Origin of the sequence: Brachybacterium sp. NBEC-018 (genome assembly GCF_024860185.1) — a bacterium.
In the GTDB taxonomy this organism is placed as follows: domain Bacteria; phylum Actinomycetota; class Actinomycetes; order Actinomycetales; family Dermabacteraceae; genus Brachybacterium; species Brachybacterium rhamnosum.
The window spans coordinates 300,023-326,762 of sequence record NZ_CP100650.1; the positions used below are offsets into that span (position 1 = coordinate 300,023).

The 26,740-nt window shown below is 74.7% G+C and carries 26 protein-coding genes; 8 read left to right on the forward strand and 18 right to left on the reverse strand.

Going from position 1 to position 26,740, the window contains the following annotated elements; genetic code table 11:
- Positions 1-99 precede the first annotated feature (99 nt).
- Positions 100-1,338, forward strand: a complete 1,239-nt coding sequence (locus NLU66_RS01355) for a phosphodiesterase (RefSeq protein ID WP_259361165.1) — start codon at positions 100-102, stop codon at positions 1,336-1,338.
- Between the two features lie 4 nt (positions 1,339-1,342).
- Here the strand turns inward: NLU66_RS01355 and NLU66_RS01360 are convergent, their stop codons facing one another.
- Genes NLU66_RS01360 through NLU66_RS01370 form a run of 3 tightly spaced genes read right to left on the reverse strand, consistent with a single transcriptional unit; the run spans position 1,343 to position 4,107 of the window.
- Positions 1,343-1,972, reverse strand: a complete 630-nt coding sequence (locus NLU66_RS01360) for a hypothetical protein (RefSeq protein ID WP_259361166.1) — start codon at positions 1,970-1,972, stop codon at positions 1,343-1,345.
- 31 nt (positions 1,973-2,003) lie between these two features.
- Positions 2,004-2,834: an alpha/beta hydrolase gene (locus tag NLU66_RS01365; RefSeq protein WP_259361167.1), complete on the reverse strand. Its 831-nt coding sequence runs from the start codon at positions 2,832-2,834 to the stop codon at positions 2,004-2,006.
- 46 nt (positions 2,835-2,880) lie between these two features.
- On the reverse strand, positions 2,881-4,107 hold the full coding sequence (locus tag NLU66_RS01370; RefSeq protein WP_259361168.1) for an MFS transporter: 1,227 nt from the start codon (positions 4,105-4,107) through the stop codon (positions 2,881-2,883).
- 168 nt (positions 4,108-4,275) lie between these two features.
- On the opposite strand from NLU66_RS01370, the gene NLU66_RS01375 reads away from it, so the two are divergent.
- Entirely contained in the window at positions 4,276-4,740 is a 465-nt protein-coding gene (locus NLU66_RS01375) for a DoxX family protein (RefSeq protein ID WP_259361169.1), read from the forward strand.
- A gap of 22 nt (positions 4,741-4,762) precedes the next feature.
- On the opposite strand, the gene NLU66_RS01380 is transcribed toward NLU66_RS01375, so the two are convergent.
- The 4 genes from NLU66_RS01380 to NLU66_RS01395 all read right to left on the reverse strand — a co-directional run bounded on the left by NLU66_RS01380 (position 4,763) and on the right by NLU66_RS01395 (position 9,339).
- Entirely contained in the window at positions 4,763-5,608 is an 846-nt protein-coding gene (locus NLU66_RS01380) for a polysaccharide lyase family protein (protein ID WP_259361170.1), read from the reverse strand.
- Between the two features lie 22 nt (positions 5,609-5,630).
- Positions 5,631-7,199: an alkaline phosphatase D family protein gene (locus NLU66_RS01385; RefSeq protein WP_259361171.1), complete on the reverse strand. Its 1,569-nt coding sequence runs from the start codon at positions 7,197-7,199 to the stop codon at positions 5,631-5,633.
- A 195-nt stretch (positions 7,200-7,394) separates the two neighbouring features.
- Positions 7,395-8,981, reverse strand: coding sequence for a cation acetate symporter (locus NLU66_RS01390; RefSeq protein WP_259361172.1), 1,587 nt, complete (start codon positions 8,979-8,981; stop codon positions 7,395-7,397).
- 1 nt (position 8,982) lies between these two features.
- Positions 8,983-9,339: a DUF485 domain-containing protein gene (locus NLU66_RS01395; RefSeq protein ID WP_259361173.1), complete on the reverse strand. Its 357-nt coding sequence runs from the start codon at positions 9,337-9,339 to the stop codon at positions 8,983-8,985.
- Positions 9,340-9,507: 168 nt separating this feature from the next.
- Here NLU66_RS01395 and NLU66_RS01400 point away from each other — a divergent pair, with 168 nt between their 5' ends.
- The gene (locus NLU66_RS01400) at positions 9,508-10,065 is read left to right on the forward strand and encodes a GNAT family N-acetyltransferase (protein WP_259361174.1); all 558 of its coding nucleotides are present in this window, start codon (positions 9,508-9,510) and stop codon (positions 10,063-10,065) included.
- A 54-nt stretch (positions 10,066-10,119) separates the two neighbouring features.
- Positions 10,120-11,061, forward strand: coding sequence for a hypothetical protein (locus NLU66_RS01405; protein ID WP_259361175.1), 942 nt, complete (start codon positions 10,120-10,122; stop codon positions 11,059-11,061).
- Here NLU66_RS01405 and NLU66_RS01410 read toward each other — a convergent pair.
- From NLU66_RS01410 to NLU66_RS01435, 6 genes are all read right to left on the reverse strand, one after another.
- A complete protein-coding gene (locus NLU66_RS01410) occupies positions 11,027-12,325 on the reverse strand; it encodes an RNA polymerase sigma factor (protein ID WP_259361176.1) in 1,299 nt (432 codons plus the stop codon). The genes NLU66_RS01405 and NLU66_RS01410 overlap by 35 nt on opposite strands.
- Positions 12,322-12,657, reverse strand: a complete 336-nt coding sequence (locus tag NLU66_RS01415; protein WP_259361177.1) for a YciI family protein — start codon at positions 12,655-12,657, stop codon at positions 12,322-12,324. Before NLU66_RS01415 ends, NLU66_RS01410 begins: the two co-directional genes overlap by 4 nt.
- 92 nt (positions 12,658-12,749) lie before the next feature.
- A complete protein-coding gene (dnaB, locus tag NLU66_RS01420; protein ID WP_168197987.1) occupies positions 12,750-14,129 on the reverse strand; it encodes a replicative DNA helicase in 1,380 nt (459 codons plus the stop codon).
- Between the two features lie 100 nt (positions 14,130-14,229).
- A complete protein-coding gene (locus NLU66_RS01425; protein WP_259361178.1) occupies positions 14,230-15,363 on the reverse strand; it encodes a bifunctional glycosyltransferase family 2/GtrA family protein in 1,134 nt (377 codons plus the stop codon).
- A gap of 4 nt (positions 15,364-15,367) precedes the next feature.
- Positions 15,368-16,357 (reverse strand): phosphodiester glycosidase family protein, encoded by a 990-nt coding sequence (locus tag NLU66_RS01430; RefSeq protein WP_259361179.1) that lies wholly within the window; start codon positions 16,355-16,357, stop codon positions 15,368-15,370.
- An 89-nt stretch (positions 16,358-16,446) separates the two neighbouring features.
- Positions 16,447-17,283 (reverse strand): MBL fold metallo-hydrolase, encoded by an 837-nt coding sequence (locus NLU66_RS01435; RefSeq protein ID WP_259361180.1) that lies wholly within the window; start codon positions 17,281-17,283, stop codon positions 16,447-16,449.
- A 91-nt stretch (positions 17,284-17,374) separates the two neighbouring features.
- Between NLU66_RS01435 and soxR the strand changes: the two genes are divergently transcribed.
- The 4 genes from soxR (at position 17,375) to NLU66_RS01455 (ending at position 20,824) form a co-directional block, all read left to right on the forward strand.
- The gene (soxR, locus tag NLU66_RS01440) at positions 17,375-17,830 is read left to right on the forward strand and encodes a redox-sensitive transcriptional activator SoxR (RefSeq protein ID WP_259361181.1); all 456 of its coding nucleotides are present in this window, start codon (positions 17,375-17,377) and stop codon (positions 17,828-17,830) included.
- A gap of 115 nt (positions 17,831-17,945) precedes the next feature.
- Positions 17,946-18,599, forward strand: coding sequence for a DUF4956 domain-containing protein (locus NLU66_RS01445; protein WP_259361182.1), 654 nt, complete (start codon positions 17,946-17,948; stop codon positions 18,597-18,599).
- The gene (locus tag NLU66_RS01450) at positions 18,596-19,387 is read left to right on the forward strand and encodes a VTC domain-containing protein (protein ID WP_259361183.1); all 792 of its coding nucleotides are present in this window, start codon (positions 18,596-18,598) and stop codon (positions 19,385-19,387) included. The genes NLU66_RS01445 and NLU66_RS01450 overlap by 4 nt, the downstream gene beginning before the upstream one ends.
- A gap of 27 nt (positions 19,388-19,414) precedes the next feature.
- Positions 19,415-20,824 carry a carbohydrate-binding domain-containing protein gene (locus NLU66_RS01455; protein WP_259361184.1) on the forward strand — a complete coding sequence of 470 codons (1,410 nt, stop codon included), beginning with the start codon at positions 19,415-19,417 and terminating at the stop codon, positions 20,822-20,824.
- A 61-nt stretch (positions 20,825-20,885) separates the two neighbouring features.
- Here NLU66_RS01455 and NLU66_RS01460 read toward each other — a convergent pair whose 3' ends face one another.
- The 5 genes from NLU66_RS01460 to NLU66_RS01480 form a co-directional block, all read right to left on the reverse strand.
- Complete coding sequence (locus tag NLU66_RS01460) at positions 20,886-21,791, reverse strand: VOC family protein (protein ID WP_259361185.1); 906 nt, start codon at positions 21,789-21,791, stop codon at positions 20,886-20,888.
- A 124-nt stretch (positions 21,792-21,915) separates the two neighbouring features.
- Positions 21,916-22,443, reverse strand: a complete 528-nt coding sequence (locus tag NLU66_RS01465) for a DinB family protein (protein ID WP_259361186.1) — start codon at positions 22,441-22,443, stop codon at positions 21,916-21,918.
- Between the two features lie 59 nt (positions 22,444-22,502).
- Positions 22,503-22,865 carry a GNAT family N-acetyltransferase gene (locus NLU66_RS01470; RefSeq protein WP_259361187.1) on the reverse strand — a complete coding sequence of 121 codons (363 nt, stop codon included), beginning with the start codon at positions 22,863-22,865 and terminating at the stop codon, positions 22,503-22,505.
- An 85-nt stretch (positions 22,866-22,950) separates the two neighbouring features.
- Complete coding sequence (locus NLU66_RS01475; protein WP_259361188.1) at positions 22,951-24,537, reverse strand: HNH endonuclease signature motif containing protein; 1,587 nt, start codon at positions 24,535-24,537, stop codon at positions 22,951-22,953.
- Between the two features lie 367 nt (positions 24,538-24,904).
- Positions 24,905-26,731 (reverse strand): hypothetical protein, encoded by a 1,827-nt coding sequence (locus tag NLU66_RS01480; protein WP_259361189.1) that lies wholly within the window; start codon positions 26,729-26,731, stop codon positions 24,905-24,907.
- Between the last annotated feature and the right edge of the window lie 9 nt (positions 26,732-26,740).

The following is a 26,740-nucleotide window of genomic DNA, read 5'->3' on the forward strand; positions in this document are numbered from 1 at the left end:
CCCCCGCGCCCCTCCCTGCTCATCCGGTCCTCGCACCGCGGAAATCCCCGCTCCCTAGCGTGCTCGGCACAGACGCCGGCGGACGGGGGAGGGATGGCGATGAGGGCAGGACGCACCCTCCTCCTCGCGGTGGACGGGCTCGACGGGCAGGACGCCGCACCGCTGCGCGAGGCCGCCCGTGTGCCGGCCACGGCCGGTGAGCTGACCGTCCGCCCCGGCGGACCCTCCGAGCCGGCCCCCGCGCTCGCCTCCGTGCTCACGGGGACGACGGTCGCCCGCACCCATGTCGCCTCGGAGATGCCGTTCCTCCCGGGTGCCCCGGGAGCCGTCTCCGCCTGGTACGCCTCCGCGCTCACGGCCCCCACCCTGCTCGACGCCGCCGAGGGCGAGGGCGCCGTGACCGCCGCCCTGCAGTGGCCCGCGACGGCCGGCGCCGGCGTGTCCCTGTGCCTCCCGCTCGTCGAGGACGTCCGCCACTACCGCAACCGCTGGGAGATGGCGGAGTCCACGAGCTCCCCGCGCATGGTCGCCGAGCACCTCGCCCCGCGCCGTGAGGCCGGGGTGCAGCTCTCGCAGGTCCCGCCGGACGCCCTCGTCGCCGAGATCGCGGCGGAGGTGCTCACCCGCTCCCCCGTCGGTCTCGCGGCCGTGCGGCTCACGGGACTCGCCCGGGCGCGCCGGGAGGACGGGGTCGGCTCCCCCGCCGTGCGCCGCGCCCTCGCGGACCTGCTCGACGCCGTCTCCCAGATCGCCGCGGCCTTCGGGGCGGGTCCCGCGGACCGCACGGTCCTGGTCCCCGGACGCCCGCTCGTGCCGACGGTGCTGCTCGTGCACCCGAACACGGCGCTCGCCGCGCGCGGCCTGATCCGCACGGACGGCCCGCGGCTCGCGTCCTTCCGCGCCCTCGTCTGGCCCGACGGCCCGCGCGGGGCGCTGCACGTGCGGCGCGAGGAGGGGGAGGCGGTGCGCCGCCTGGCCCTCGACGTGCTCGGCGAGCTCGCCGAGCACCATCACCTCACGCTGCGCGAGGTCGACGACGGGGTGGGCGCCACGGGGCAGACCGACGTCATCGCGGTGCTCGAGGGGGCGCCGGGGACCGTCGTGGGCCTGTCCCCCACGAACCGACCGCTCGTGGACGGGGACGACCCGTACTACGCGGGGCCGCGCGCGGTGACGGACCCCTCCGCGGTCTCGACGGCGCTGCTCGCGGGGCCGGGCCTGCCCACCTCGCCCGTCGAGGGGAGCTGGGCGGATCTCGGGGCGACCCTCGCCGCGGCGCTCGACCTCCCGCTGCCCGCCGCGACGGGCCGGGCGCTGCGCTCCCCCGCGCCGGCCTGAGGGCTCAACGCTCGCGCAGCCGGGCCCAGAGGCGGGAGAGCAGTCCGGGCTCCGGCGGGCGCAGGCGGTCGCGGAGCTCGTCGAGGGCCGGCGCGTCGTAGGCGATGTGGTGGGCGCCGTCGTGGACCGCGGGATGCGGCGGGAAGGCGTCGGCCTCCTGCGGCGTGACCTCGATGCCGAGGCCCAGCGTCACGCGCCGCTCGCCGTCGGCGTCGAGGACGACCTCGAGGGAGTCGGCCCCCGCACCGCCGGGCAGGCGGAGCTCCGCGTCGACGTCGGCCTGCAGGCGGTCCATCGCCGCGGTGAGGCGCTCGGCGAGGTCCGGCTCCGCGAGCACCCGCTCGCGCAGCGGGATGACCACGAGGTTGCCGCCGACATCGGTGATCGCGTCCGCCACATGATGGGTGCCGCGGTGCTCCCCGTGCTCGTGCAGCGCGAGGCGCTGGATCACGAGGCGGAGGGTGCCCTCCGGCGCGACGGTGCCGAGGAGCGCGGCGAGCGCGGCCGTCGCGGGTGACCTGCCGTCCCAGGGGACGGTGGTGCCGATCTCGCGGGGGTCGACGGCCGCCTCCGCTGCGGAGGCCTCGTCCGGGGCGTCGATCTCATCCGGATCAGGTGGGGAGGTGCTGGCCACGGCCCCATCCTACCGAGCGGTCGGACCGATCTCAGTGCGCGTCCGCGGTCGCGGGGCGCGCGCCCACGGCGGCGCGCACGGCCGCGATCTGGGAGCGCCAGGCGCGCTGCGCGGCGACGCCCGGTCGCACGATCGGGAAGCCGTCGCCGAGGCCGGGCTCCTCGTGGAGCACGGCCTCGCCGCCCGCGGCGGCGATCCGCTCGACGAGCGCGCGGGAGTCCGGGGCGAGGAGGTCGTCCCCGCCCACGGCGAGGTGCACGGGCGGGAGCCCCTCGAGGTCGCCGCGCAGCGGGCTGATCCGCGGGTCCTCGCGGTCGGCGCCGTCGGCGTACATCCGCGCGGCCTGCCGGTGCTCGTCGTCGAGGCGGTGGTCCGCGGTGAGGTCCGCCCAGGGGGCGGAGAGCAGCAGCAGGGACGGCTCGGTCACGCCGAGCGTCGCGAGCTGGGCCTGCACGCCGAGGGCGAGGCCGGCGCCGGCCTCGTCGCCCGAGAGCACCCAGCGCCCCGCGGGGAGCAGCGCGGCGCGGTCCAGGGCGTGGAGGGCGTGGAGCACGTCCTCGTCCGCCCGCGGGAAGGGGTGCCGCGGGGCGAGGGAGTAGTGGATCATCGCGGCGGCGACGTCGGCCCGCCGGGCGACCTCCTCGAGCCAGGTCCAGTGATCGGCGCGCTCGCCGCGCAGGTAGCTCCCGCCGTGGAGGTGCACGATCACGCCGCGCGCCGCCTTCTGCTCGTCGATCCAGGTCACGGGGACGTGCCCGTGACGGCGCCGGCGCACGCGGTCGCGGGTCGCGACCGACCGCGGGGGCGTCGTCGGGGACTGGGTGGCGAGGATCCTCAGGGCGCCAAGCGTGCCGATGCTCATGGGAGGAATCCTCGCACGAGACCCTCCCGGAGGGCAGGGACCACCGTCAGGCGCCGTCGGCCGGGGTCGCGCGGAGGGCGAGGTCGTCGTCCACGGTGCCGGGCCGCGCAGCGACGAACCCGGCGACGCCGAGCACCACGCCGGTCAGGGCGAGGAAGGAGAGCACCGCGGGGATCGAGCCGGTCGCGTCGAGCAGGCCGCCGGCGACCAGCGGGCCGACGGCCGCGAGGACGTAGCCGAGCGGCTGCGCGATCCCCGAGAGCCGGGCGGTCACGGCGACGGCGCGGGTGCGCGCGGGGATGAGCGCGATCGCGGTCGGGAAGGCGAGGCCGGCGATGCCGAGCACGGTCGCCCACACGAAGGGGCTCACCTGCGGGAACAGCATGAGACCCCCGTAGCCGGCGGCGGTGAGCACGCCGTAGCCCGCGCAGATCCAGGGCAGGCGGCGGGAGCGGGAGACGAGGGTCGGGACGATCAGGCCGCCCACGATGCCGAAGGCGCTCAGCACGCCGACGACGACCCCGGCGGTCGCGGGCGAGGTGCCCTCCGAGGTGAGGATCTGCGGGAGCAGGCCGAACTGGCAGTAGGCGTTGAGCGACTGCATGCCGAACATGACGGTGAGCGCGATCGCGCGCGGCGAGCTCAGGATCCGCCCCTTCACCTGCCCCTCCGGCGGGGGAGGCGGGAAGTCGTGGCCGGTGCGGGTGAGGACGACGGCCCAGACCAGCACGGGGGCGACCCCGATGAGGCCCCACAGCGGGAGGGAGTGGCGCCAGCCGTCGGCCTCGCCGCCCGCGAGCGGCACGGCGAGCATCGCGGCGGCCGTGGCGCCGCTCGCGAGGACGACGGAGTAGAGCGTCATGAGCCCCACCACCCGGGTGCCGCCGTGCTGCTTGATCCAGGCGGGCAGCAGCACGTTGCCGAGCGCGGGGCCCAGCAGCGCGACCACGGAGAGCAGGACGAACAGGCCGAAGCCGTCGACCGTCGGGCGCAGCAGCAGCCCGAGGGCGACGAGCACGAAGGAGGCGAGCACGGAGCCGGTGAGGCCGAGCACGCGCGCGATCGGCACGGCGAGCGTGCCGACGATGCCGAAGGTGAGGCAGGGCAGGGCCGTGAGCAGCCCGGAGGCGACGGCGCCCTGGCCGTAGTCCGCGACGATCTCCGACATGAGCGGCCCCACGGAGGTCGCCCCGGGGCGGAGGTTCAGGGCGAGGAGCCCGACGGCGATCACGGCCAGCAGGGGGCCGACGGCGCGGCGGGAGGAGGGGGTCACCCGTCCCTTCTACACCCCGTGGGCGCGCCGTGGTGCACGCGTCCGCTTCACGGGGGTGCGTCCGGTCCTCGCTGTGATCCGCGCCGCGCCGTGCGGGCGACTCCCCCGGGATTGGTTGCCTTTTCATCTATCGTGGCCGCTCCGCACTCCCCCTCCGGAAGGACGACCATGTCTTCGCACGCCGCCCGTTCCACGACCTCCCACCTGGGTCTCCTGATCGCCCGCCTCGTGCTGGGCGTCATCTTCCTGCTCCACGGCTACCAGAAGGTGGTCCAGTGGGGCTTCCCCGCCGTCACCGAGAGCTTCGCCGGCATGGGCGCGCCGATGCCGGAGATCACCGGCCCCGTCGTCGCCGTGCTCGAGCTCGTGGGCGGCGCCCTGCTGATCCTGGGCCTGCTCACGCGGGTGGCCGGCGTGCTGCTCGCGATCGACATGGTGGGCGCCGTCGTGCTCGTCCACGCACAGAACGGCGTGTTCGTCGACGCGGGCGGCTGGGAGCTCGTGGGCGCGCTCGGCGCCGGGGCGATCGCCCTCGCCGCGGCCGGCCCCGGCCGCTTCGCCCTCGACGCGCTGGGCGGCGGCTCCCGCCGTCGGCGCTCCGCGGTCCGCTCCTCCGCGACCGCGGAGGCCTGAGCCGCCGACCGCCCGGGCCGCCTCAGCGCCGGGCGTAGAGCCCGAGCGCGTCCCAGGCGGCCCAGGCGCCCGCGGTGATCTCGAGCCCGATCACGTTCTCCCCCGCACGCAGCATCGCGGCCGGGACGGGGAGCTCGTGGAAGGAGCGCACGAGCGGCGAGCCCTCCGCCGTCGCGTCGCCCTCCCGCGAGCCGCGGGTCGCGCCGATCGCGAGCTCGAGGTCCTCGAGGTGCGCGTCGTTAACCGTCACCTGCAGCGTCCCGCCCTTGCGCGTCGTGTCCACGAACCACAGGGCGAGGTCATGGTCCTCCGTCGGTGCCGCCTCGAGCGTCAGGGTCCACCGCGCCCGGTAGGAGCGGCTGCCGGCCCAGGCGTCCAGCGGTCCCGGCAACAGGTAGGGCCATGCCTCGCCCGGGGTGTCCTCCCCGTCGACGTACTCGATGAGCGCGTCCGGGTGCGCCTCGGGGATCCGCGCGTAGGAGCCCGGCGCGAGGTGGTGCTCGAGCGTGCGCCCGTCGACCTCGCCGATCGTCGCGACGGCCTCCCCCGTCGTCGTCACCGAGGGGGTCGAGGCGGCGGTGACGGGATCGCCCGCGCGGCCGCGCCGGCCGGCGTCGGAGACCGCGAGCACGCGGTAGGTCCAGGTCTCCCCCGCGAGGTCGAGGTCGCGGTGCTCGAAGCGCGGGTAGACGGTCCTGCCGACGAGCTGCTCCTCGTCGTCGACGTCGGGCGCGTCCTCGCCGGGGGCGCCGTAGACGCGGAAGTGGTCGACGAGCGGCTCCCAGGGCAGCGGCTCCCAGGTCAGGAGGATGCGCGCGAGCGCCCCCTCGGCGGCGGCGCCGGTGACGGTCTTCGGGCGGGGGCTCATGCGGGGCTCCTGTCCTCCCGGCTCAGGCCGGGATCAGCCGGGGGTCGCCGGCGGGGGTCGTGAACTGCGCGCGCAGCTGGCGAGGGGCGGTGTCGTCGGCCTCGATCCAGTCGACGACCACGAAGCTCGAGACCATCTCCTGCGGGGTGAGCCGCACGTGCACGTAGCCGCGGCGCCCGTCGTAGAGCTTCACGTAGTCGTGCTGCGTCCAGTCCGGGGTGTACGCGTCGGTCGGGGCGCCGTCGCCGTCGGAGGCGACCGAGGTGCACACGAGCTCCACGCCGATCGTGCGGGAATCGGGGTCGGAGAAGTCCTCGCGGAGCTCCGCGGCGACGTGCTTGTGGATGTCGCCCGTGAGCACCACCGGGTTGCGCACCCCGCCGAGGGCGCGCAGCAGCCGCTCGCGGGCCGCCGGGTAGCCGTCCCACATGTCCACGCGGTCCTCGGTGATCGCGGTGACGACCACGCCGTTGGCGAGCACGTCCCAGGTGGCGCCGGAGCTCTCGAGGCGCTCCTGCACCCACGCCTCCTGCTCCTCGCCGAGCATCGTGCGCTCGGGCCGCTGCTGCTCGGCGGCGTCCGCGGGCGCGGGGTCGCGGAACTGCCGCGTGTCCAGCAGGGAGAAGCGGGCGAGGGTGCCGACGTCGAAGCCGGCGGTGATGTCCGCGCCGGGCCCGTCGGGCAGGGCGCCGAGGTCCAGCGGCATGTTCTCGTAGAAGGCGCGGTAGGCGACGGCGATCCGGTGGTCGAACAGCTCGGTGGGGATGCCGGTGCTCGAGCCGTCCCCCGCGTAGTCGTTCTGCACCTCGTGGTCGTCCCAGACGGCGACGGCGGGCACGCGGGCGTGCAAGCGCTGGAGGTGCGGGTCGCTCTTGAACAGGGCGTAGCGCAGGCGGTACTGCTCGAGGGTCTCGATCTCGACGGTGTGCGCGGGGCCCACCTCCGCGCCCTGCCGCCAGAGGTTCGCCGCGGTGATCCCGTACTCGTAGATGTAGTCGCCCACGAAGACGACGAGGTCGAGGTCCTCCTCCTCGGCGAGGTGGCGGTGGGCGGTGAAGTGCCCGTGGTACCAGGCCTGGCAGGAGACGAGGCCGAAGGAGAAGGACTCGGCCTCCGCCCCGGCGGCGGGGAGGGTGCGAAAGCGGCCGACGGGGCTCGTCCGACGGCCCACCACGAAGCGGTAGAAGTATTCGGTGACCGGGGCGAGGCCCTCGACGCGGGGGTGCACGGCGTGGGCGAGCTCGGGCTGGGCGAGCGCCTGACCTCGGGCGACGATCCGCGAGAAGTCCTCGTCCTCCGCGACCTGCCAGCGCACGGGCACGGGGCGCAGCTCCATGCCGCCGTGGCCGTCCTCGGCGAGCGGCTCGGGGGCGAGGCGGGTCCACAGCACGGCGCCGTCGGGGCGCGGGGCGCCGCTCGCGACGCCGAGGGAGAACAGCTCCTCGTCGTCGTGGCCGTGGCCGTGGCCGTGGGAGGGGGCGGCGAGGGCCTCGGGCGCGTCGATGCCGAGGGCGATGACGGCGGCGGAGGCGCCGCTGAGCTGCAGCAGGCGACGACGGCTGACGGGGGACGCGGCGGCGGTGGCCGGCATGGGGGCTCCAGAGGGGACGGCGTGGTCCGGGATCGGGTGCGGGGGCGGCGCGGGAGGACGCCCCTGGGGGCGGGACGCGACGAGGCTAGGAGGGCGTGGTAGCGCTCCCATGAACACCGGGCGACGCGAGATCGACGATCTCGCGCCGCCCGGGGCGCCGCGGGGTGGGCCGGTGGATCGGGGCGATCGGGCCGCTCAGTGGTCGACGGCGGCCTTCTCGGAGCCGGCGCCGGTGAGCGAGCGGACCTCCATCTCCGCCTGCTTCAGCTCGTCGCCGGGCGGGGAGGTGATCGAGCCGAGCCAGCCGAGGAGGAAGCCGAGCGGGACCGAGACGATCGCCGGGTTCGTCAGCGGGAACCAGGCGAAGTCCACGCCCGGGAACATCGCCTTCTCCGCCCCGGAGACCACCGGGGAGAAGAGGATCAGCACGACCGCGCTGATGAGGCCGCCGTAGATGCTCCACAGCGAGCCGCGGGTCGTGAACCCCTTCCAGTAAAGGGAGTACAGGATCGAGGGCAGGTTCGCGCTCGCCGCGACCGCGAAGGCGAGGGAGACGAGGAAGGCGACGTTCTGCTCCGCGGCGAGCACGCCGCCCACGATCGAGATCGCCGCGATGACGACCGCCGCGGTGCGCGCGACCTTCACCTCGCGCGCCGGATCCGCCTCGCCGCGCTTGAGCACGCCGTTGTAGATGTCGTGCGCGAAGGAGGCGGAGGCGGTGATCGTGAGGCCCGCGACCACCGCGAGGATCGTCGCGAAGGCGACCGCGGAGATGATCGCGAGCAGCACCGAGCCGCCGAGGGCGTAGGCGAGGGCGGGGGCCGCCGAGTTCGAGCCGCCGGGCAGCGAGCCGATGACGTCCACGCCCACCATCGAGGCGGCCGCGAAGCCGAGCACGAGGGTGCACAGGTAGAAGAAGCCGATGAGGGCGATCGCCCAGGTCACGGAGCGGCGCGCCTCCTTCGCGGTGGGCACCGTGTAGAAGCGCATGAGCACGTGCGGGAGCCCTGCGGCGCCGAACACGAGCGCGATCGCGAGGGAGACGAAGCCGAGCTTGCTCGATCCGGTCTCGCCGTACTGGAGCATCGGGTCGAGGATCTTCGTGCCGTCCGGGTGGGCCTCGACGGCCCGCTCGAGCACGGTCGAGAAGTTGAAGCCGTTCAGCGCGAGGATCCAGACGGTGGTCACGCCCACCGCGCAGATGAGCAGCACGGCCTTGATGATCTGCACCCAGGTGGTGCCCTTCATCCCGCCGATCAGCACGTAGGCGATCATCACGACGCCCACGACGACGATCACGGCGCTCTGCCCCACCCGGCCGTCGATGCCGAGCAGCAGGGAGACGAGGGCACCCGCGCCGGCCATCTGCGCGAGCAGGTAGAAGAAGGTCACGGCGAGGGTCGAGCTCGCCGCGGCGGTGCGCACGGGCCGCTGGCGCATGCGGAAGGACAGGACGTCGGCCATCGTGAACTTGCCGGTGTTGCGCAGCGGCTCGGCGACGAGCAGCAGCGCGACGAGCCAGGCGACGAGGAAGCCGACGGAGTAGAGCAGGCCGTCGTAGCCGTAGAGGGCGACGGAGCCGACGATCCCGAGGAAGGACGCGGCGGAGAGGTAGTCGCCGGCGATGGCGATGCCGTTCTGGCGCCCGGAGAAGCTGCGGCCGCCGTGGTAGAAGTCCGCCGCGCTCGTGTTCTGGCGGGAGACCCGGATGACCACCACGAGGGTGACCACGACGAACGCGAGGAAGATCGAGATGTTGAGAACGGGGTTGCCGAAGTCCATGTCAGTCCTCCCCCTCGATCTCGACGCGCAGCCGCTCCGCGAGCGGGTCGAGCTTCCGGTTCGCGTGGCGGATGTACAGCCAGGTGATGAGGAAGGTCATGACGAACTGGCTGATGCCGAGCAGGATGCCGAGGTTCACCTGGCCGATCACGGGGATCGCCATGAGCCCCTCCGCGTACGTGGACAGCAGCACGTAGGCGAGGTACCAGACCAGGAAGGCGGCGGTCATGGGGAAGGCGAAGCTGCGGAAGGAGGTGCGCAGCTCGCGGAAGTCCGCGGAGTCCTGCACCTCCCGGTAGCGCTCGGGGGAGGGTTCGGGGGCCGGGCCGGGGGGCGGCACGGGCGTCGATGACGTCATCGCGGGCACAACTCCTTCGTTCTGCGCGGGTCCGAGGTGAGGAGTCCTCGGGCGGCACCGAACCTAGCAGGCGTGATGCCGGTCACGCGGGAGGGTGTGGACCACGGCGGCGCCCGGGGACGCCCGCGGGCTAGCCTGCTCCTCTCCCCCGCCCCCGAAGGACCCCCGATGACCAGCACCGACCCCGGCGCGACCGCCGCCCCGCGCCCCCTGATCCGTGCCGCGCGCGCGGAGGACCTCGCGGGCGTCGGTGCGATCCGCGAGCACGCGATCCGCACCTCGACCGGGCTGTGGACGGACGAGCTGCCCACCCCCGAGCAGCTCGAGGCGTGGTTCCGCGAGCACCTCGAGCGCGGGGCGATGCTCGTCGCGGTGGGAACGGCGGCCGACGGGGCGGAGGGAGCGGACGCGGAGGAGATCGTGCTCGGCTACGCCTCCTACGGCCCGCTCGTGCCGAAGAACGGCTACCGCTTCACCGCGGAGAACTCCGTGTACCTGCGGCCCGAGGCCCAGGGCCGCGGGCTGGGCACGGCCCTGCTCGGGGCGCTGCTGGACCTGTGCCGCGAGCACGGCATGCACTCCGTGGTCGCGCTCGTCGAGGCGGGCAACACCGCCTCGATCCGGCTGCACGAGCACTTCGGCTTCGTCGAGGCGGGGCGGCTCGTCGAGGCGGGCTGGAAGTTCGACCGCTGGTGGGACCTGGTGCACCTGCAGCTGCGGCTCTGAGCCCGGCGGGCCGGGAGCGCCCCCCACCGGCGAGCGCCCGCCTAGGGTGACGCCATGCAGCCGATCCCCCGTCACTGGTTCCGCGTCGAGGCGCGGGTGGAGAAGCCGGGCCGCGGTCCGGTCCCCGTCCCGCTGTGGGGATGGTCCGCCGTCTCCCTCGCCGACGCCGCCGCGGTGGCCCGTGACCGCGCGGCCGAGCTGACCCGGCGTGGCCTGCCCGGCGGCCGCTCCCCCGCCGAGTACTACCCCGCGCGGCCCGTCCGCGAGGAGATCCTCGAGGAGCTGCCCCGGGACGGGGCACAGGAGGACCGGCATGCCGACGATCTGCTCGCCGTCCTCACCCGCAACCGCTACGGCGCGACCGTGCTCAGCACCGACACGCTGCTCATCGCCGACGTCGACGTGCCGCTCGCCGAGCGACGGCGTCCCGGTCTGCTGGGTCGCCTGCTCGGCCGCGGCAGGGCCGCCGACGGGGCCGATCCCGCCGACGGGGCCGATCCCGCGGCGCCGCCCGCGCTCCTCGCCGAGGCCGATGCGGCCGCCCGCTCCCGGATCGACGCCGTCCTCGGCGCCCGCGGCGATCTCGGGATCCACGTGCACCGCACCTTCGGCGGCTACCGGGTGCTCGTCTCGGGCAGCGGCCTCGTGCCGGAGGACCCGGCCGCGATCGCGCTGCTCGAGGAGCTCGGCTCCGACCCGCTGTACGTGCGCCTGTGCCGGGCGCAGCGCAGCTTCCGGGCGCGGCTCAGCCCGAAGCCCTGGCGGGTGGGCATGCGCGCGCTCGGGGGCTCGTGGCCGGAGGGGCCGTCGGACCGTCCTGCGCCGTCCCGGCGTCGGAGGCAGTGGGTCGAGCGCTACTCCGCGGCGACGACGGGGCACGCCGTGTGCCGGCGCATGTCGTGGAACGGGGTGGAGCCGTCGACCGCGGAGGAGCGGCGGGTGCTCACCCTCCACGACCGCCTCACGGGAGCGGACTCGGGCCTGCCCCTCGCCTGAGCAGCGCGTCCTCCGCCGCGTTGCCCGGGCAGCGCAGCGCCTCCTGCGTCGCGGCGGCGGCCTCCTGCTCGCGCCCCGCCGCCCGCAGCAGGTCGGCGCGGGCCACGTGGAAGGGGCGGTAGTCCGCGAGGGTCTCCGCGACCGGGTCGAGCTCCGCGAGGAGCAGGGCGGGCTCGTCGCCGCGGCGGGCGCGGGCGACGAGGCGGTTCAGCTGCACCATCGGCCCCGGCCAGTGCCGCAGCAGGTGGTCGTAGAGCTCGACGACCTCGTCCCAGTCGACGTCCTCCGCGCGATCGGGCACGCAGCGGGCGGCCGCGATCGCGCCCTGCAGCAGGTAGGGGCCGCGGTGCCCGCCGCGCAGGGCGTCGAGGACGAGCTCGTCCGCCCGGTCCACGGCAGAGCGGTCCCAGCGCGTGCGGTCCTGCGCGTCGAGCGGGACGGGCAGGCCCGCGGCGTCGGCGCGGGTCCCCGCGCGGGCCTGCACGAGCAGCGCCTGGGCGAGGAGTCCGTGCACCTCGCCCTGCCCGGGCAGGAGGTGCTTCAGCAGCTCGAGCAGCCGCACGGCCTCCCCCACGAGGTCCGGGCGGTCGTGCCGCTCCCCGGCGGGGGCGGTGTGACCGGCGGCGAGCACGAGGGAGATCGCGTCGAGGACCGCGGTGAGGCGGCCGGGCAGCTCCTCCGGCTCGGGGACGCGGCAGGGGATGCCGCTGAGCGCGATGCGCCGTTTCGCCCGGGTGAGTCGGGCGGCCATCGTCGGCGCGGGCACCAGGAACACCGCAGCGATCTCCTCGGTGCTCAGGCCCAGCACGAGCCGCAGCACGAGCGCCACGCGGGACTCGGGGGCGAGGGCGGGGTGCGCGCACAGGAACAGCAGGCGCAGCCGCTCGTCGCGGACCACGACCTCGGACTCGTCGACCACACGGGGGTCACCGTCGGACGTGGCCCCATCGGCCGCGCCGCCGTCGGCCCCTCCCCCGGTGTCCCAGAGCAGCAGCGGGAGCTTGCGCCGGAGGGTCTGCTCGCGGCGGCGGGCGTCGAGCGCGCGGCGCCGGGCGGTGACGGTGAGCCAGGCGCCGGGCCGCTCGGGCACCCCGTCCCGCGCCCACTGCTCGAGGGCCTGGGCGAAGGCCTCCGCGGTGGCGTCCTCGGCGAGGTCGAGGTCCCGCACGGCGCCGGCCGTCGCCGCGAGCACCGCGGCCCAGTGGTCGCGGTGCGCCGCGGCGACGGCGGCCCGATCGGCCGGGACGCCCGTCGGCCCCCTCATGCGGTCATGGGCCGCACCTCGACGCCGCCGCCCTGGTGGAGGATCGGGTTGCGGCGCGCCACGGCGATCGCCGCGTCGAGGTCCGGGACATCGAGCACGTAGAAGCCGACGACCGTCTCCTTCGCCTCGAGGTAGGGGCCGTCGACGAGGCCGCCGGCGCGGATGGAGGTGGTGGCGGTGTGCTCCGCGAGCGGGCTGCCGAAGGTCATGACGCCCTCGGCGGCCATCTCCTGGGCGTAGGCGTCGTGCTCGGCGAGCTCGGCGGCGAGCTGCGCCTCGTCCGGGGTGCGCTGATCCTCCGGGTGGTACATGAAGACGGTGTAGCGGGGCATGGCGGGATCCTTCCCTCGGTCCGGCGCCTCTCGCCGGCTCTCACCCTGTCGTCGCACAGCCTCCTCCGGATCGACAGCCCTGTCAGGCCGGATCAGCCGCTGAAGCCGCCCCCGCCGCCGGGCATGTCCTTGAAGCGCGAGTAGTGGCCCTCGAAGGCGACCGGGATGGTCGCGGTCGCGCCGTTGCGGTGCTTGGCGACGATGAGGTCCGCCTCGCCCGCGCGGGAGGACTCCTTCTCGTAGTAGTCCTCGCGGTGGATGAGGAGGATGAGGTCCGCGTCCTGCTCGATCGAGCCGGACTCGCGCAGGTCGCTCATCATCGGCTTCTTGTCCTGGCGCTGCTCGCTGCCTCGGTTCAGCTGCGAGATCGCGATGACGGGGACCTCGATCTCCTTCGCGAGCAGCTTGAGCGCACGGGAGAACTCCGAGACCTCCTGCTGGCGGGACTCGACCTTCTTGCCGGAGCTCATGAGCTGCAGGTAGTCGATGACGACGAGGGAGAGGTCGTGCTTCTGCTTCAGGCGCCGGCACTTCGCGCGGATCTCCATGAGCGACATGTTCGCGGAGTCGTCCATGAACAGCGGGGCGTCGGCGATGCGGCTCATGGCGCGGGCCATGGCCTGCCAGTCGCGGTCGTCCATGGAGCCGTCGCGCATGCGGTTCATCGGCACCTGCGCCTCGGCGGAGAGCAGACGCATCGTGATCTCGGTCTTGTCCATCTCGAGGGAGAAGATGACGCTGGACTTGCCGTTGTGGATCGAGGCGGAGCGCAGCACGTCCATGCCGAGCGTCGTCTTGCCCATCGCGGGGCGGCCGGCGAAGATGATCAGCTGGCCGCCGTGGAGGCCCTGGGTGAGGTCGTCGAACTCGGCGAAGCCGGTGGGCACGCCGGTGACCTGGCCGCCGCGGTTCTGGGTCGCCTCGATCTGGTTGAGGGTCTCGTCGATGACCTCGCCGAGCGGCACGAAGTCCTCGCTCTGGCCGCGCTCGGTGACGGCGTAGACCTGCGCCTGCGCCTCGTTGATGACCTCCTCGACCTCGCCGCCGTCGGTCGCGTATCCGAGCTGGACGATGCGGGTGCCGGCCTCGACGAGGCGGCGCAGGGTGGCCCGCTCGACGACGATCTCGGCGTAGTAGCCGGCGTTCGCCGCGGTGGGGACCATGTCGATGAGGTCCGCGAGGTAGGCGCCGCCGCCCACGCGCTGCAGCTCGCCGCGCTTGGAGAGCTCATCGGAGACGGTGACGAGGTCCGCCGGCTCGCCGCGGCCGTAGAGGTCGATGATCGCCTCGAAGATCAGCTCGTGCGCGGGGCGGTAGAAGTCGTTGCCGCGCACCGTCTCGACGACGTCGGCGATCGCGTCCTTGGACAGCATCATGCCGCCCAGCACGCCGCGCTCGGCGTTGAGGTCCTGGGGCGGGGTGCGCTCCAGGCCGCGATCGGGACCGGCTTCGAAGGCTTCTGCTGTCGTCACCGGACCAGTGTAGGAACCCCGGCCCGGCGGCGTGCCCCGCGCCGGGCCCGCTGTGGGCGGACTCGCCACGGGGAGGACCCGTCGGCCCCTCCTCCCCCGCTCAATCGCGCTCCCGCCGCCGGAACACGATCAGCTTCTGGACCACATAGCTCAGCACGAACAGCAGCAGGTCGGAGGTGATCTTCGCGGCCACGAGCGGCATGCCGAGCGCGGTGAGGGCGCCGACGATCGCGACGCCGCCCGCGAGCACGACCGCGGCGAGCGCGACGTAGCCGGAGAGCGCCCGGCGCAGCGGGGTGCGGCGGCCGGAGCGGAACACGAGGTGGCGGTTGATCGCGAAGTTCGCGCCGCCGCTGACCACCCGGGCGAGGGTCATGCCGAGCCAGACGGGCGCCCCGAGCGCGACGGCGCCGAGCAGGAGGCCGGTGTCGATCGCGAAGGCGGCGAGGCCGCTGCCGGCGAAGGCGAGGACCGGGGCGAGCACGCGCAGCGAGTCCCGCAGCGGGCGGAAGTGGCTCGTCGCGTTCTCGTCGACGTACACGGTCGCGATCGGCAGCTGCCGCAGGGTGATCCCCTGGCGGGCGGCGGCGACGAGCATCGTGTACTCGTACTCGTAGCGGTCCCCCGGCACGGTCCCGGCCCAGTCGAGCAGGGTCGCGGGGATGCCGCGCAGGCCCGTCTGGGTGTCGCCGAGGCGCACCCCGGAGACGGCCTCGAACAGGCGAGCGCTCACGGCGTTGCCGAACCACGAGCGCAGCGGCACCTCGCCGCGGGCGAAGGAGCGCACGCCGAGCACGATCTCCCCGGGGCCGGCGGCCGTGCGCGGGGCGTCGAGCGCCTCGATCACGCGGAGCACGTCGGCGAGGGTGTGCTGGCCGTCGGCGTCCGCGGTGACGACACCGCGGCCGGGCAGCTCGGACTGCACGAGGGTGAAGGCGGCGCGGAGGGCCGCGCCCTTGCCGCGGTTCACGGGCAGGTGCAGGACGCGGGCGCCGAGCACCTCGCACACGTCGAAGGTGACGGCATGGTCGGGGCCGGAGCCGTCGTCCACGACCACGGACTCGACGCCGTGGGCGGCGAGCGCGGCGACGAGCTCGACGAGCTCCGGGCCGGGCTCGAGCGCCGGGATGACGACGACCGCGGAGGGCGTCGTCGGCGCGTCGGGGCGGAACGGGGCCGGCGCGGGGGCCGTGCGGGAGGTCTCGGTGGGTCGCTTCTGGAACTGGATGGTCATGTCGTCACCCCGCCACGTAGAGGATGTCGCTGGTGGCGCGCTCGCCACCGTTGCTGGGCTGATTGACGATCTCGCCGTCGAAGATCATGACGCTCGAGCCGCCTCCGTCGAGGTTGTAGCCGGTGGTGCAGCCGAGGTCGGCGAGGATCTCGCCGAGCTCCGGCAGGCCCACGCCGCGCGAGTAGCCCTCGCTGCGGCCGTCGACCACGAGGAACACCAGGTGGTTGTCGCCGATCACGCCGATCGCGGTGCGCGGCTGCTCGCCCTGGATCGAGTGGTTGCCGACGTTGGTGTCGATCTCGACGTCCTCGACGCCGTCCGGCACGGCGCCGTCGACGAGGACGGCCGGGCCGAAGCTGAGGGTCTGCCAGACGCCCGCGTCGAGCAGCTCCTGGGCGCTCGTGGCGGTCTCGTCGTAGACCTCGACGCGGCCGTCGGCGTAGAAGGCGAGGCCGTCGCGGGCCGGCTCGTCGCGGTGGATGACGCCGTTGCGGATCTCGATGCCGGTGTCGCGGAAGCCGTAGTAGTCGCCGTTGATCGCGAGGACGGCGTCGTGGTCCGAGGCCATGGTGCTCGGCTCGTCGGTGATGTTCTGACCGAACTCGTCCTGCGCGAAGGCGGAGCGGATGATGCTCGCGTCGTCCACCTCGATCTCCGCCGCGTACCAGGCGAGGGCCTCGGAGCCGGTGCCGGTCGCGGTGGAGGTCAGCGTGATCGTCGTGGTCGAGGAGGTGTAGCCCGTCTCGGTGAACGCGCCGTCGGTCGCGAGGGCGGCCGTGGTCGCGGAGGTGCCGGCGGCCTCCTCCGCGGCGGAGACGCTCGAGACCTCGACCTTCTCCCGCAGGAAGCGGTCGTAGGCCCAGGCGGCGGAGCCGCCGGTGCCGGCGAGCACCGCCACGCCGCCGCCGATCAGGGCGCGGCGGGTGACGGTGCGGCGACGGGTGCGGGTCGTGGCGTCTGTGGGAGGGCTGGCGGGATCCGGTGGGGTTCTCATGCCCTGAAGACTCCGCCGCGTGCCTATGCGGTGATGCCCGCGGAGGCTGTGCCGTCCCTGTGCGCGCCTCCGGGCCGGCCGGGCTCAGGTCATGTCAGGTCGTCGTGCTCCCCGCCGGCCCAGGCGGCGTGGCGCTCGGCGGAGTCGAGCACGGCCGCGCGGGCGTCGTGGAGGAGGGCGCCGGCGAAGTTGCCGTACATGCGGTCGAAGGGCTCGGCGGCCGCAGCGCGGGCGACGCGCAGGGCGACCGCCCCGGAGAGCGGGATGCGGTTGGGGTAGGAGCGCATGAAGGCGGCGGTGCGACCGTCGGGGTTCGGGGCGATCGTGTCGCCGCTGAGGAGCACGCCGGCGCCGTCGGCCCCCGTCCATCGGACGAGCGCACTGCCGGGGAAGTGGCCGCCGGGCGCGAGGAGGCGCACGCCGGGAAGGATCTCGTGCTCCCCCTCCCAGAGCCGCAGCTGCGCGGGGCGCCGTCCCAGCCAGTGCTCGTCGGCCCGGTGCACCCAGACGGGGGCGTCGTCGAGGGCCGCGGACCATGCGGACTGCAGGCCGAACATGTGGGGGTGGCTCGGGACGATCGCGCGCAGCGGGCCGAGGGCGCGCACCTCCGCGACGGCCGCGGCGGTGATCGCGGCGGGGACGTCCACCATGACGGTGCCGTGCGCGGTGACGATCAGCTTCGCCTCCTGGCCGATGCCGACGCCGCCGTGGACGCGCAGGGCGTGGAGGCCCGGCTCGAGCTCGGCGACCTCGATCCGCTCCTCCCCTGCCGCGGCGGCGGGGTCGTGCCAGCGCTGCACGCCGTCGACGGGGAGGTACTGGCGCTCGTCGGCGCAGATCGCGCAGAGCGCGGGGAGGGACTGCGGGTCGTGCTCGACGCCGCAGGTCGCGCACTGGATGCGCTCGGGGGTGGGGGCCTGGTCCATGGGGTCTCCTCAGGGGTCGACGTTGCTCTGGCGGCAGTCTGAAACCTCCAGCGCACTTGAGGTCAAGCCCGCGGTGACGGAGACTCCCGTCATGCCCGAGGACCTCCTGACCATCGGGGAGGTCGCCGCCCGCGCGGGCGTCGCCCCCTCCGCGCTCCGCCACTACGAGTCCCTCGGGCTCCTCACGAGCGAGCGCACGGGCGGCAAACAGCGCCGCTACGCCCGCACCGTGCTGCGCCGCGTCGCCGTGATCCGCGCCGCCCAGCACGTGGGCCTCTCCCTCGCGGAGATCGGCGAGGCGTTCTCCCGCTTCCCTCCGGACCACGCCCCCACCAAGCGGGACTGGGCGCGACTCGCCCGTGAGTGGCGGCCCCGGCTCGACGCGCGGATCCGCGAGCTCGAGCAGGTGCGGGACGGCCTCTCGATGTGCGTGGGATGCGGCTGCCTGTCCATGCGGCAGTGCGCGATCTACAACCCCGGTGACGAGCTCGCTGCCGGCGGCGCCGGCGCCCGCCGCGTGTTCCCGCAGGTCAGCGCCTCGGAGTAGGTCGACGTCACCCGCTGTTCATCTCTCATACAGGGACGACAGGGCGGTCATAGGAGATCCATAGGCGGGCCCCGGAGGGTTGCTCCCATCACCCCCCGACCCCGAGGAGCACCCGATGTCCGCCTACCTCCTGTACGCACTCGACCTCGCGGCCGTGCTGACGCTGACCTTCGGCGTGTACTGGCCGCGCCACCGCCGCCGCGATCTCGTCGTCGCCTTCCTCGGGATCAACGTGGGCGTGCTCGCCGTCGCCGCGCTGCTCGCCGGATCCGCGGTCTCCGCGGGCCTGGGCCTGGGCCTGTTCGGCGTCCTCTCGATCATCCGCCTGCGCTCCGACGAGCTCGCCCAGCACGAGATCGCCTACTACTTCGCGGTGCTCGCCCTGGGCCTCGTCGCCGGGCTCTCGACCACGCCCTCGGTCCTCGCGGTCGTGTTCATGGTGCTCATCGTCGCGACGATGGCGATCGTGGACCACCCGGCGCTGCTCGGCAGCCACCGCCGCCAGCTGATCATGGTGGACCGCGCGATCGCCGACGAGCCCACCCTTCGCGCCCACCTCGAGGAGATGCTCGGGGCCGACGTCACCGCCCTCACCGTGCAGCGCCTCGACACCGTGGCCGACACGACCCTCGTGGACGTCCGCTACCGGGTGCGCCCGGGCCGCCGCTCCGCCGGGCAGCTCGCCCCGTCGGCCGAGCGGATCGCCGCCCCCGCCGAGGAGACCGCGCTCGCCGCCCGCACCGCCGAGGCCCCGGTGATGGCGCGATGACCGCCCTGGACACCCTGCCCGCGGTGGGCCTCGAGGAGATCACCGAGCGCGCCGCCCTCATGACCCGCGTGGACCGCAAGTACCTCGTCCCGCGCGAGGAGGTCGACGACCTGCTCGCCGGCTCCCCCGCCGAGCTGCGGGCCCTCGAGATCGACGGCCGACGCCGGCAGGCCTACCTCTCCCTCTACTACGACACCGAGGATCTCGCCGCCTACCGGGCGGCGGCCACGGGCCGACGTCGCCGCTGGAAGGTGCGCCGCCGGGTGTACGTGGACTCGGGCGCCTCGTTCCTCGAGGTGAAGACCCGCACCGGCCGCGGCGAGTCCTCGAAGCTCCGGATCGCCCTCCCGGCGGAGCCGGACGGAGCCACTGCCGGGGCCGCCGCATCGGACCCGCTCACCGATCCGCTCACGGGGCCCGCGCTCGACTTCGTGCTCGAGACCCTCGCGGAGGCCGGCTGCGCCGCCCCGGAGGGCCCGCTCGTCCCGGTGCTCGCCACCACCTACGACCGCTCCACCGTGCTGCTCGCGGAGGAGGACGCCCGGCTCACCCTCGACGACGCGCTCGTCTGGACCGGCCCCGGCGGCGACGCCCGCCGGCTCGCGGACCAGGTCGTCGTCGAGACGAAGGCCGGCCCCCGCCCCAGCAGCGTCGACCGGGCGCTGTGGCGGGCCGGCCACCGCCCGCAGCGCCTCTCGAAGTACGCGACGGGACTGGCCCTGCTGGACCCCGAGCTCCCCGCCAACCGCTGGCACCGCACGGTGTCGCGGCTCGACACCGCCGCCTGACCCCATCACTCCCGGAAGGACCCCGCCATGACCTCCACGACCCCTCGCCGCCGCGGCCTCCTCCGCCGCCTCACCACCGCCGCCGTCGCCGGCGCCGCGACCCTCGCCCTCGCCGCCTGCGGCGCCGCGACCGCCATCACCGGCGCGGACTCCTCGAGCGACTCGACCACCTCCACGAGCAGCAGCTCGTCCGCCGTCGCGACCACGGCCTCGGACGAGGGCCGCACCAACGACCTGCTCTCGAGCCTCGACCTCACCAGCCTCGACACCCACTACGACGAGGACGACCTCACCTGGGACTCCTCCGAGGAGCAGACGATCACGCTCTCCGACTCGGGCTCCACCTCGGACTCCGACGGCGTCACCGTGGACGGCTCGACCGTCACGATCACCGAGGGCGGCGTGTACCGGGTCTCCGGGACGCTCTCCGACGGCCAGCTCGTCGTCGCCGCCCCGGACGACGAGACCGTCACGATCATCATGGACGGCGTCTCGATCACGAACAGCTCCGGCACCGGCATCGCCGTGACCAGCGCCGACGAGGTCACCCTGTCCCTCGAGGAGGGCACCGAGAACTCCGTCGAGGACGGCTCCGGCTACGAGGTCTCCGACGACTCCACGCCCGTCGCGGCGATCGCCTCCGCCTCCGACCTCACGATCGCCGGCAGCGGCTCGCTCACCGTCACGGGCAACACGAACGACGGCATCTCCACCAAGGACGGCCTCGTCATCGCGAGCGGCACCGTCACCGTGGACGCGGCGGACGACGCCGTGCGCGGCAAGGACTACGTCTCGATCCTCGACGGCACCCTCGACCTCACGAGCGGCGGCGACGCCATCAAGTCCGACAACTATGAGGACGAGGACCGCGGCTGGGTGCTCATCAGCGCCGGCGACATCACGATCGACTCCGGCGACGACGGCATCGACGCGGAGCAGGCGGTCGAGGTCCTCGACGGCACGCTCGCCATCGAGCAGTCCGTCGAGGGCATCGAGGCGCAGGACATCATGCTCGTGGGCGGCACCACCTCGATCACCGCCTCCGACGACGGCGTGAACGCGACCGCCGCGAACACCGCCGACTCGACCGACGACACCACCGCGGACTCCGGCGAGACCGGCGGCCCCGGCGGCGGCGGTGGCGGCGAGGAGGACGACGGCTCGTGGCTGTCGGTCTCCGGCGGCACCCTCACGATCGACGCGGACTTCGACGGCCTCGACTCCAACGGCTCGATCTCGCTGACCGGCGGCACCCTCGACATCACGAGCGCCGACAACGGCGGCGACTCCCCCGTCGACGCGAACGGCGACATCACCTTCGACGGCGCGACCCTCACCGCGAACGGCACACAGATCACCTCCGCGGACGATCTCAGCTCCGGCGGCGGGGGCGGCGGGGGCGGCGGGGGCGGCATGGGCGGCGGGCCGCAGGGCTGATCAGTGCTCTCCCTCCACGGCACAGGGCGGGCCGTCCCCTCGGGCGCGGCCCGCCCTCCTGTCAGCCCTGCTGGGCGCGGGAGGAGTCGATGATCTGCAGCGATCCGCCCTGCGGGTCCGCGATCGTCGCCAGGCGGCCGAAGGGACTGTCCATCGGGCCGTCGAGCACGCTGCCGCCCAGGGCCGCGACCTGCTCGGCGGCCCGGTCGCAGTCCTCGACGGCGATGTAGGGGCGCCAGTAGCTGGGCACCTGCTCGGGCAGCCACGGCGAGGCGTCGCAGAGCCCGGCGGTCGCGCCCTCGCCGCCCTGGTCCGTCGCGTAGCGGAAGGAGTCGTCGTCCGAGGGCATGCGCACCGCGTCCCAGCCGAAGACGCTGCGGTAGAACGGCTCGGCGGCGTCGAAGTCCTTGGTCATGAGCTCGAACCAGGTGGGAGTGCCCGGGGTGCCGGGCGTGTCGAAGCCGGCGAAGGGGGCCGCCTGCCAGAAGCCGACGGCGGCGCCCGAGGGGTCCTGCGCGACGGACATGTGGCCCAGGCCCGGCACCTCCATCGGCGGGAAGAGCACGGTGCCGCCCGCGGCGGGGATCGCCTCCGCGGTCGCGGCGGCGTCGTCGGTCGCGAGGTAGACGGTCCAGGCGGTGGGCTGCTCGGCGGGGTCGGGGACGCTGCCGTCCGGGTTCATCGCGGCCATGAGCCCGCCGACGGGATGCCCGTCGCGGGTCGCCATCGTGTAGTGCCCGAACTCCTCGCCGGTGTCCGTGAGGTCCCAGCCGAAGAGCTCGCCGTAGAAGCTCTTCGCCCCCTCGATGTCGTGGGTGAAGAGGTCGATCCAGCAGGGCGTCCCGGCGCGCGGCGCGGGGCGGGAGTCGGTGGCGGCGGGGTTCTGCGGCGTCGCGGGGTCCTGCGCTGTCGTGAGGTCCTGCGCTGTCGTGGTGTCCTGCGGGGACGTCGGGCTCTGCTCGGACATGACTGCTCCTCGATGGGTCAGCTGCGCCCCGGTGGGCGCGGGTCGTCGCCGCGAACGCTACTCGCGGCCCGTCGGGCGGAGAAGAGGACCTTCCGCGCGGAAGGGAGGCGCCGGCGGGACGGTCTCAGCCGCGGTCGGTGGTGCCGAGCACGTAGGCGGCCTGGCCGAGGTGCTGGGCGGCGTCGTCGATGATGCTGACCAGGCGCACCGCCCGGGTGATGGGGGCGCCGTCGTACTCGCCGATCGCCTCGTCGAGGTCGGCGTCGGCGAGCGTGCCGAGGTACCCGTGGAGCGCGTCGGCGGTGGCGAGCACGTAGTCGACGAGGACGTCGCCGTCCTCGACGACGATCGCGCGGGCCTCCCCCTCGCTGTGCCCGTAGCCGACGGCGCGGCCGGCCTCCCCGAGGCCGAGCTTCTCGCCGAAGCCCTGGGCGGTCCAGACCTCGGGCTGCCCCGAGAGGTGGGCGAGCTGCACGTCGATCTCGCGGCCGGTGTGCCAGAGCAGCCAGGCGAGGGAGTTCGGGTGGCCGGCGGGGTGGGCGTTGAGCACGGCGGGGTCGAGCTGCCCGCGCAGCGCCTCGGCGGCGTCACGGGGGCGGGAGGCGAGGTCGAGCAGGATGCGGCGGGCGAGGGTTCCGGAGCTGCGCGTCATGATGACGACGCTACTCCGCGGGTGGGACCGTCGGGCGGCCAGGTTCGACCCGGTCGGGGTCAGTCGGGGGCGATGACGCCGGCGGACTCCTCGGGGTGGCGCTGGAGCCAGCTCTCGATGAAGGGGCACACGATGATGATCCGGAGGCCGGCGGAGCGGGACTCGCGAAGGGCAGTGCGGGCGAGCACGGACGCCACTCCCCCGCCGCGCTGGGCGGGGTCGGTGACGGTGTGGAGCAGCTCGATGCGGCCGCGCCGCCGCTCGTAGGTGGTGATGCCGACGACCTCGCCGTCGCGCACCGCCTCGAAGCGGCGTGCCCGGGTGTTGTCCCGCACCTGCACGCGACCGGGCGGGCCGGGCGGCGGGCGCTCGGTGGTGGGCCGGTTGTCGGGGTCGTAGGAGGTGTCTGCCTCGGCGGTCATGGCCGTCTCCTCGGGCCGGGCTCCCTACGCTACGGCAGTTCGGCGCGCCATGGCAGGGCGGAGCGGGGTCGGAACGGCGGCAGAGTCAGAACGGCGGCGGGACGTCGAAGGGATCGGGCGGCGGCGGTGGCAGCGGGGGAAGCGGTGGCGGGGGCGGCGGGTCGATCCCGGCGGGCCCCTGCCAGTCCTCGTAGTACTCGACGAGCTGGGCGCTGCGCCGGAGCAGGTACTCCTCGTGGAGCTCGTCCTCCACGGACCTGGCGAAGAACCCTGCCGCCTCGAGCTCCCGCTCGAGGGCGGCGTCCCGCTTCGCCTGGAGCCCCGCCTGGTAGCGGTCCCAGGCCGTGCGGAAGTCCGCGGCGAGGACCTGCGTCACGAGGTCACGCTGCGCCTCGACCTCCGTGGAGGTCAGCTCCCCCACCGTCCACCTCGTGCTGCCGGTGTCGGTGCGCTCCGGGTCGAGCGCCCTGCTGGTCTTCAACCGGTGATGGGTGCGGCACAGCCGATGCAGGTTCTCCGGACTCGTGGGCCCGCCCCTGTCCGGACGAAGGTGGTCGAATTCCTGGATATGGTCCGTTTCCCCGATATCCACGACCTGTCGCGAACAGCCGGGGGTCGCACATATCGGGTCGACGATCTTGAGATATTCCACCATCGCCGTGGACGGTCGGTACGTCGTCGCCGCGACGGGGAGGAATTCCCCGGTGACCGGGTCCGTCAGCACGCGATGCCAGGCGGTCGCGTTCGCGGCGAGGTCGCGGGCCATGGCCGGCGGGATCGGCACCGTCCCGTCCAGCATCCCCGGTGCGTCCGTCACCCCGAGGAGGGACAGGACCGGGACGACGAGATTCATCCGCACCGCGGCGGCGGGGACGGGCACGCCGTCGGTCCCGATCTCGGAGCGGGTCAGGAGGACGTAGCGGATCGCGCCGAGGTGCATCGGGGCCCCGGTGCGGGCGACGTCGCCGTGGACGTCCCAGGGGATCGGCGCCCCCGCCTCGCCGGCTCCGATGCGGGCGAGCGCGTGGCGCTGCGCATCCTGGACGGAGTGCGCGGCGCGGTCGAGGCGCTTGGCGAGGTCGAGGATCTCCGGGGCCGGACCGGTCACGGTCAGCTGCGCGGTGCCGTCGTCCTGCCCGGGGAGGACGAGCTCGACGTCCCGCTTGGACTCGGCGGTGCCGCCCGCCGCGGCGGCCGTGTCGATCCAGGCGACGAGCTGACGCAGCAGGGTCCAGAACCTGTCCGCCGGCAGCGTCTCGAGCTGCCAGGAGGAGACCTGCTCGTCGACGAAGGTGCGCTGAGCAGCGGTGAGACCGCGGACGGAGCGGAGCAGATGGTCGCACCATTCCGGGGGCAGGGCGCCGGACCCGACCCGGGCGAGGCAGCGCGGGAGCTCGGCGACGGCCATGCGCGCATCACGGAGCCGGCCGGCGGCGCGGCCGAGCTTGGCGCGCAGCACCACTCCGACCGCGACGGCGTTCAGGTCGCCGTCGTCCCCGGCGTCCTCCACCCAGAGCTCGGCGAGGTCCGTCAGCTCCGCGACGTAGGCGGCCGCCTGGACCTCGCGGCGCCGGCGCAGGATCCGCTGCAGCGCCGCCGACTCGGGCGAGCCCTCCTCGACCTCCGCACGGGCATCGAGGTTCTCCTCCGTGACACCGCTGCGCCCTCGCACGGAGCCCCGCAGACGGCGTGGGAGGGAGCGAGCGTCCAGGGCGACGGGATGCGATGCGGGAACGGGAGCAGGGGCCTGCTCGGAGACAGCCTGGACCGGAGCCGACATCGCACACCTCCCCGCGCTCATCGCGGCCGGAGATCCCCGTGAATCCCCTTCACGCCGCTCCCCTCATTTTAGAACTCCTGATCGACGAAAGCGAGCACCTCGCGGAAATCGATCAAAATTGTGGATAACTTCGACTGAGGAGGAAAGGCGGCGGGCACGGGCCGCGGGCCGCGGGATCCCGCAGGGAGCTGGGTGGCGGCAGGAGGAGGGGGCGACAGAGGGAGGCGGCGCCCTGCGGCGAGCCGGGCGACGGCGGGACTCAGGCCTCCGCGGAGAGCCGGGCGACGAGGGCGTCGATCCGCTCGAGGTCGTCGGCCTCGGCGTCCTGGTTGCGCCACTGCGCCTGGGCCTGCAGCGCGGCGGCGAGCGCCGCCTCCCGCTCCCCGCGACGCTCGAGCAGCAGCGCATGCTGCTCGTCGAGGTAGGCGCGCCAGTACAGCGCCCGCTCCTCATGACCGCCCGGGGCGAGGCCGATCACCTCGCGGGCGCCGTCGAGCAGCTCAGGCAGCTCCTCGGCATCGGGCTCGGCCGCGGCGACCGCCACGAGCTCCCCCACCCGCGCATCGACCCGGTGGTCCCACAGCAGAGCCGAGGGCAGCAGGAGGCGTCCGCCGTCGGGCCGGGTGCGGCGCTCGATCGCGCGGGCGGCGGCACGGGCGGTCGGGGTCTCGCCGAGGTCCATCGCGCGGCGCAGCACGAGCGCGAGCGCCTCGAGCTCGATCCGCAGGAACGGCCCGCGCCGCGGGGCGGGGGTCGCGAGGTCGTCGCTCAGCCAGCGGGCGTCCGCCGCGACCCGGCGCAGCTGGAGCAGGGAGCCGCGCAGGTCACCCTCGCGCTCGTACAGCGTCGCGAGCAGGCGCGCGGCCTCGAGATCGGTCGACCGGTCGCGATGCTCGCGCGCGATCCGACGCACCTCCTCGAGCGCCTCGCGGGCCTCGTCGGCCCGGCCCACCCGGATCCGCTGGCCGGCGACCGCGAGCAGCGGGCCCGTGCGCAGCTCGTCCCGCCGGAGCGAGCGCTGGAGGGAGGCCAGGCGGCCCGCCGCGAAGGAGGCGTCCCGCTCGAGGCCGGCCGCGGTGAGCGCCTCGAGCAGGTCCGTCACGAGGCCCACGCGCAGCGGGGCGTCCTCGACGCGGCGCATGACGCCGAGCGCATCGAGGGCATGGCGCACCGCGGCGAGCGGGTGCGAGGCGCGCAGGGTGCGGGCGAGGACGGCATGGGCGGCGATGCGCACCCGGTGCGGATCGGCCCGGCGCGAGGCCTCCGCCTCGGGGTCGGCGTCCACCTCCTCGAGCAGCTCGAGGGCGTCGAGCGCCGCCGTCGTCGCGGAATCCGTGAGACCCGCGGCCTCGAGCGCCTGGGCGAGCCGCAGGCGCAGCAGCGGCTCCGGCGCGCCGAGCAGGTCCGCGCGCGCGGCGGGCAGGGCGTCGAGGGCCGCGCGGAGGACGCGGATCCGCCGACGGGGGTCCGTCGCGGTCGCGGCGGGGCCCGCGGGGCCCGCGAGATCCGCGGACGCGGGGCCGACGGCGCCGCGGGCACGGCGATGCGGGACGTCGAGCTCGCGGACCACGGCGAGCAGCTCCGGGGTGACGGTCGCCGGGGCGGCGCGACGCCGGCCGGCGCGGGAGCCGTCGGACAGGGAACCCCCGGACCGTGCGCCGCCGTCGGCCGGCTCCCGCAGCACACCCCGCTCGAGGAGGACCTGTGCGGTCGCCGCGGCCTGGGCCGCGTATCCCGCACGGCGCTGCGCGCGCAGCAGGTCGCCGACGGCTGCGGCGACCTCCTCGTCCGTGCCCACGCGCGCGAGCGCCGCGAGACGGGCCGAGGCGAGCACGGCATGGTCCGCCGCAGGTGAGGACGAGCCGCCGTCCGGGAGCGGCGTCGCGGCGAGGGCCACCGCCTCGCGATAGCGCTCCGCATGCGTGAGATCGCTCACACGCTGGGCGAGCTCGAGCGGCGTGCGCGGGGCGGGCAGCGGGAGCTCCGGTGGCCGCAGCGCGACCCGCAGCTCCTCGGGATCGGGGAGGCCGACCTGGTCGTCGCGGCCGCCGGTCTCCGGGAGGGAGGAGGCACCGGGGACGATCACGCGACGAAC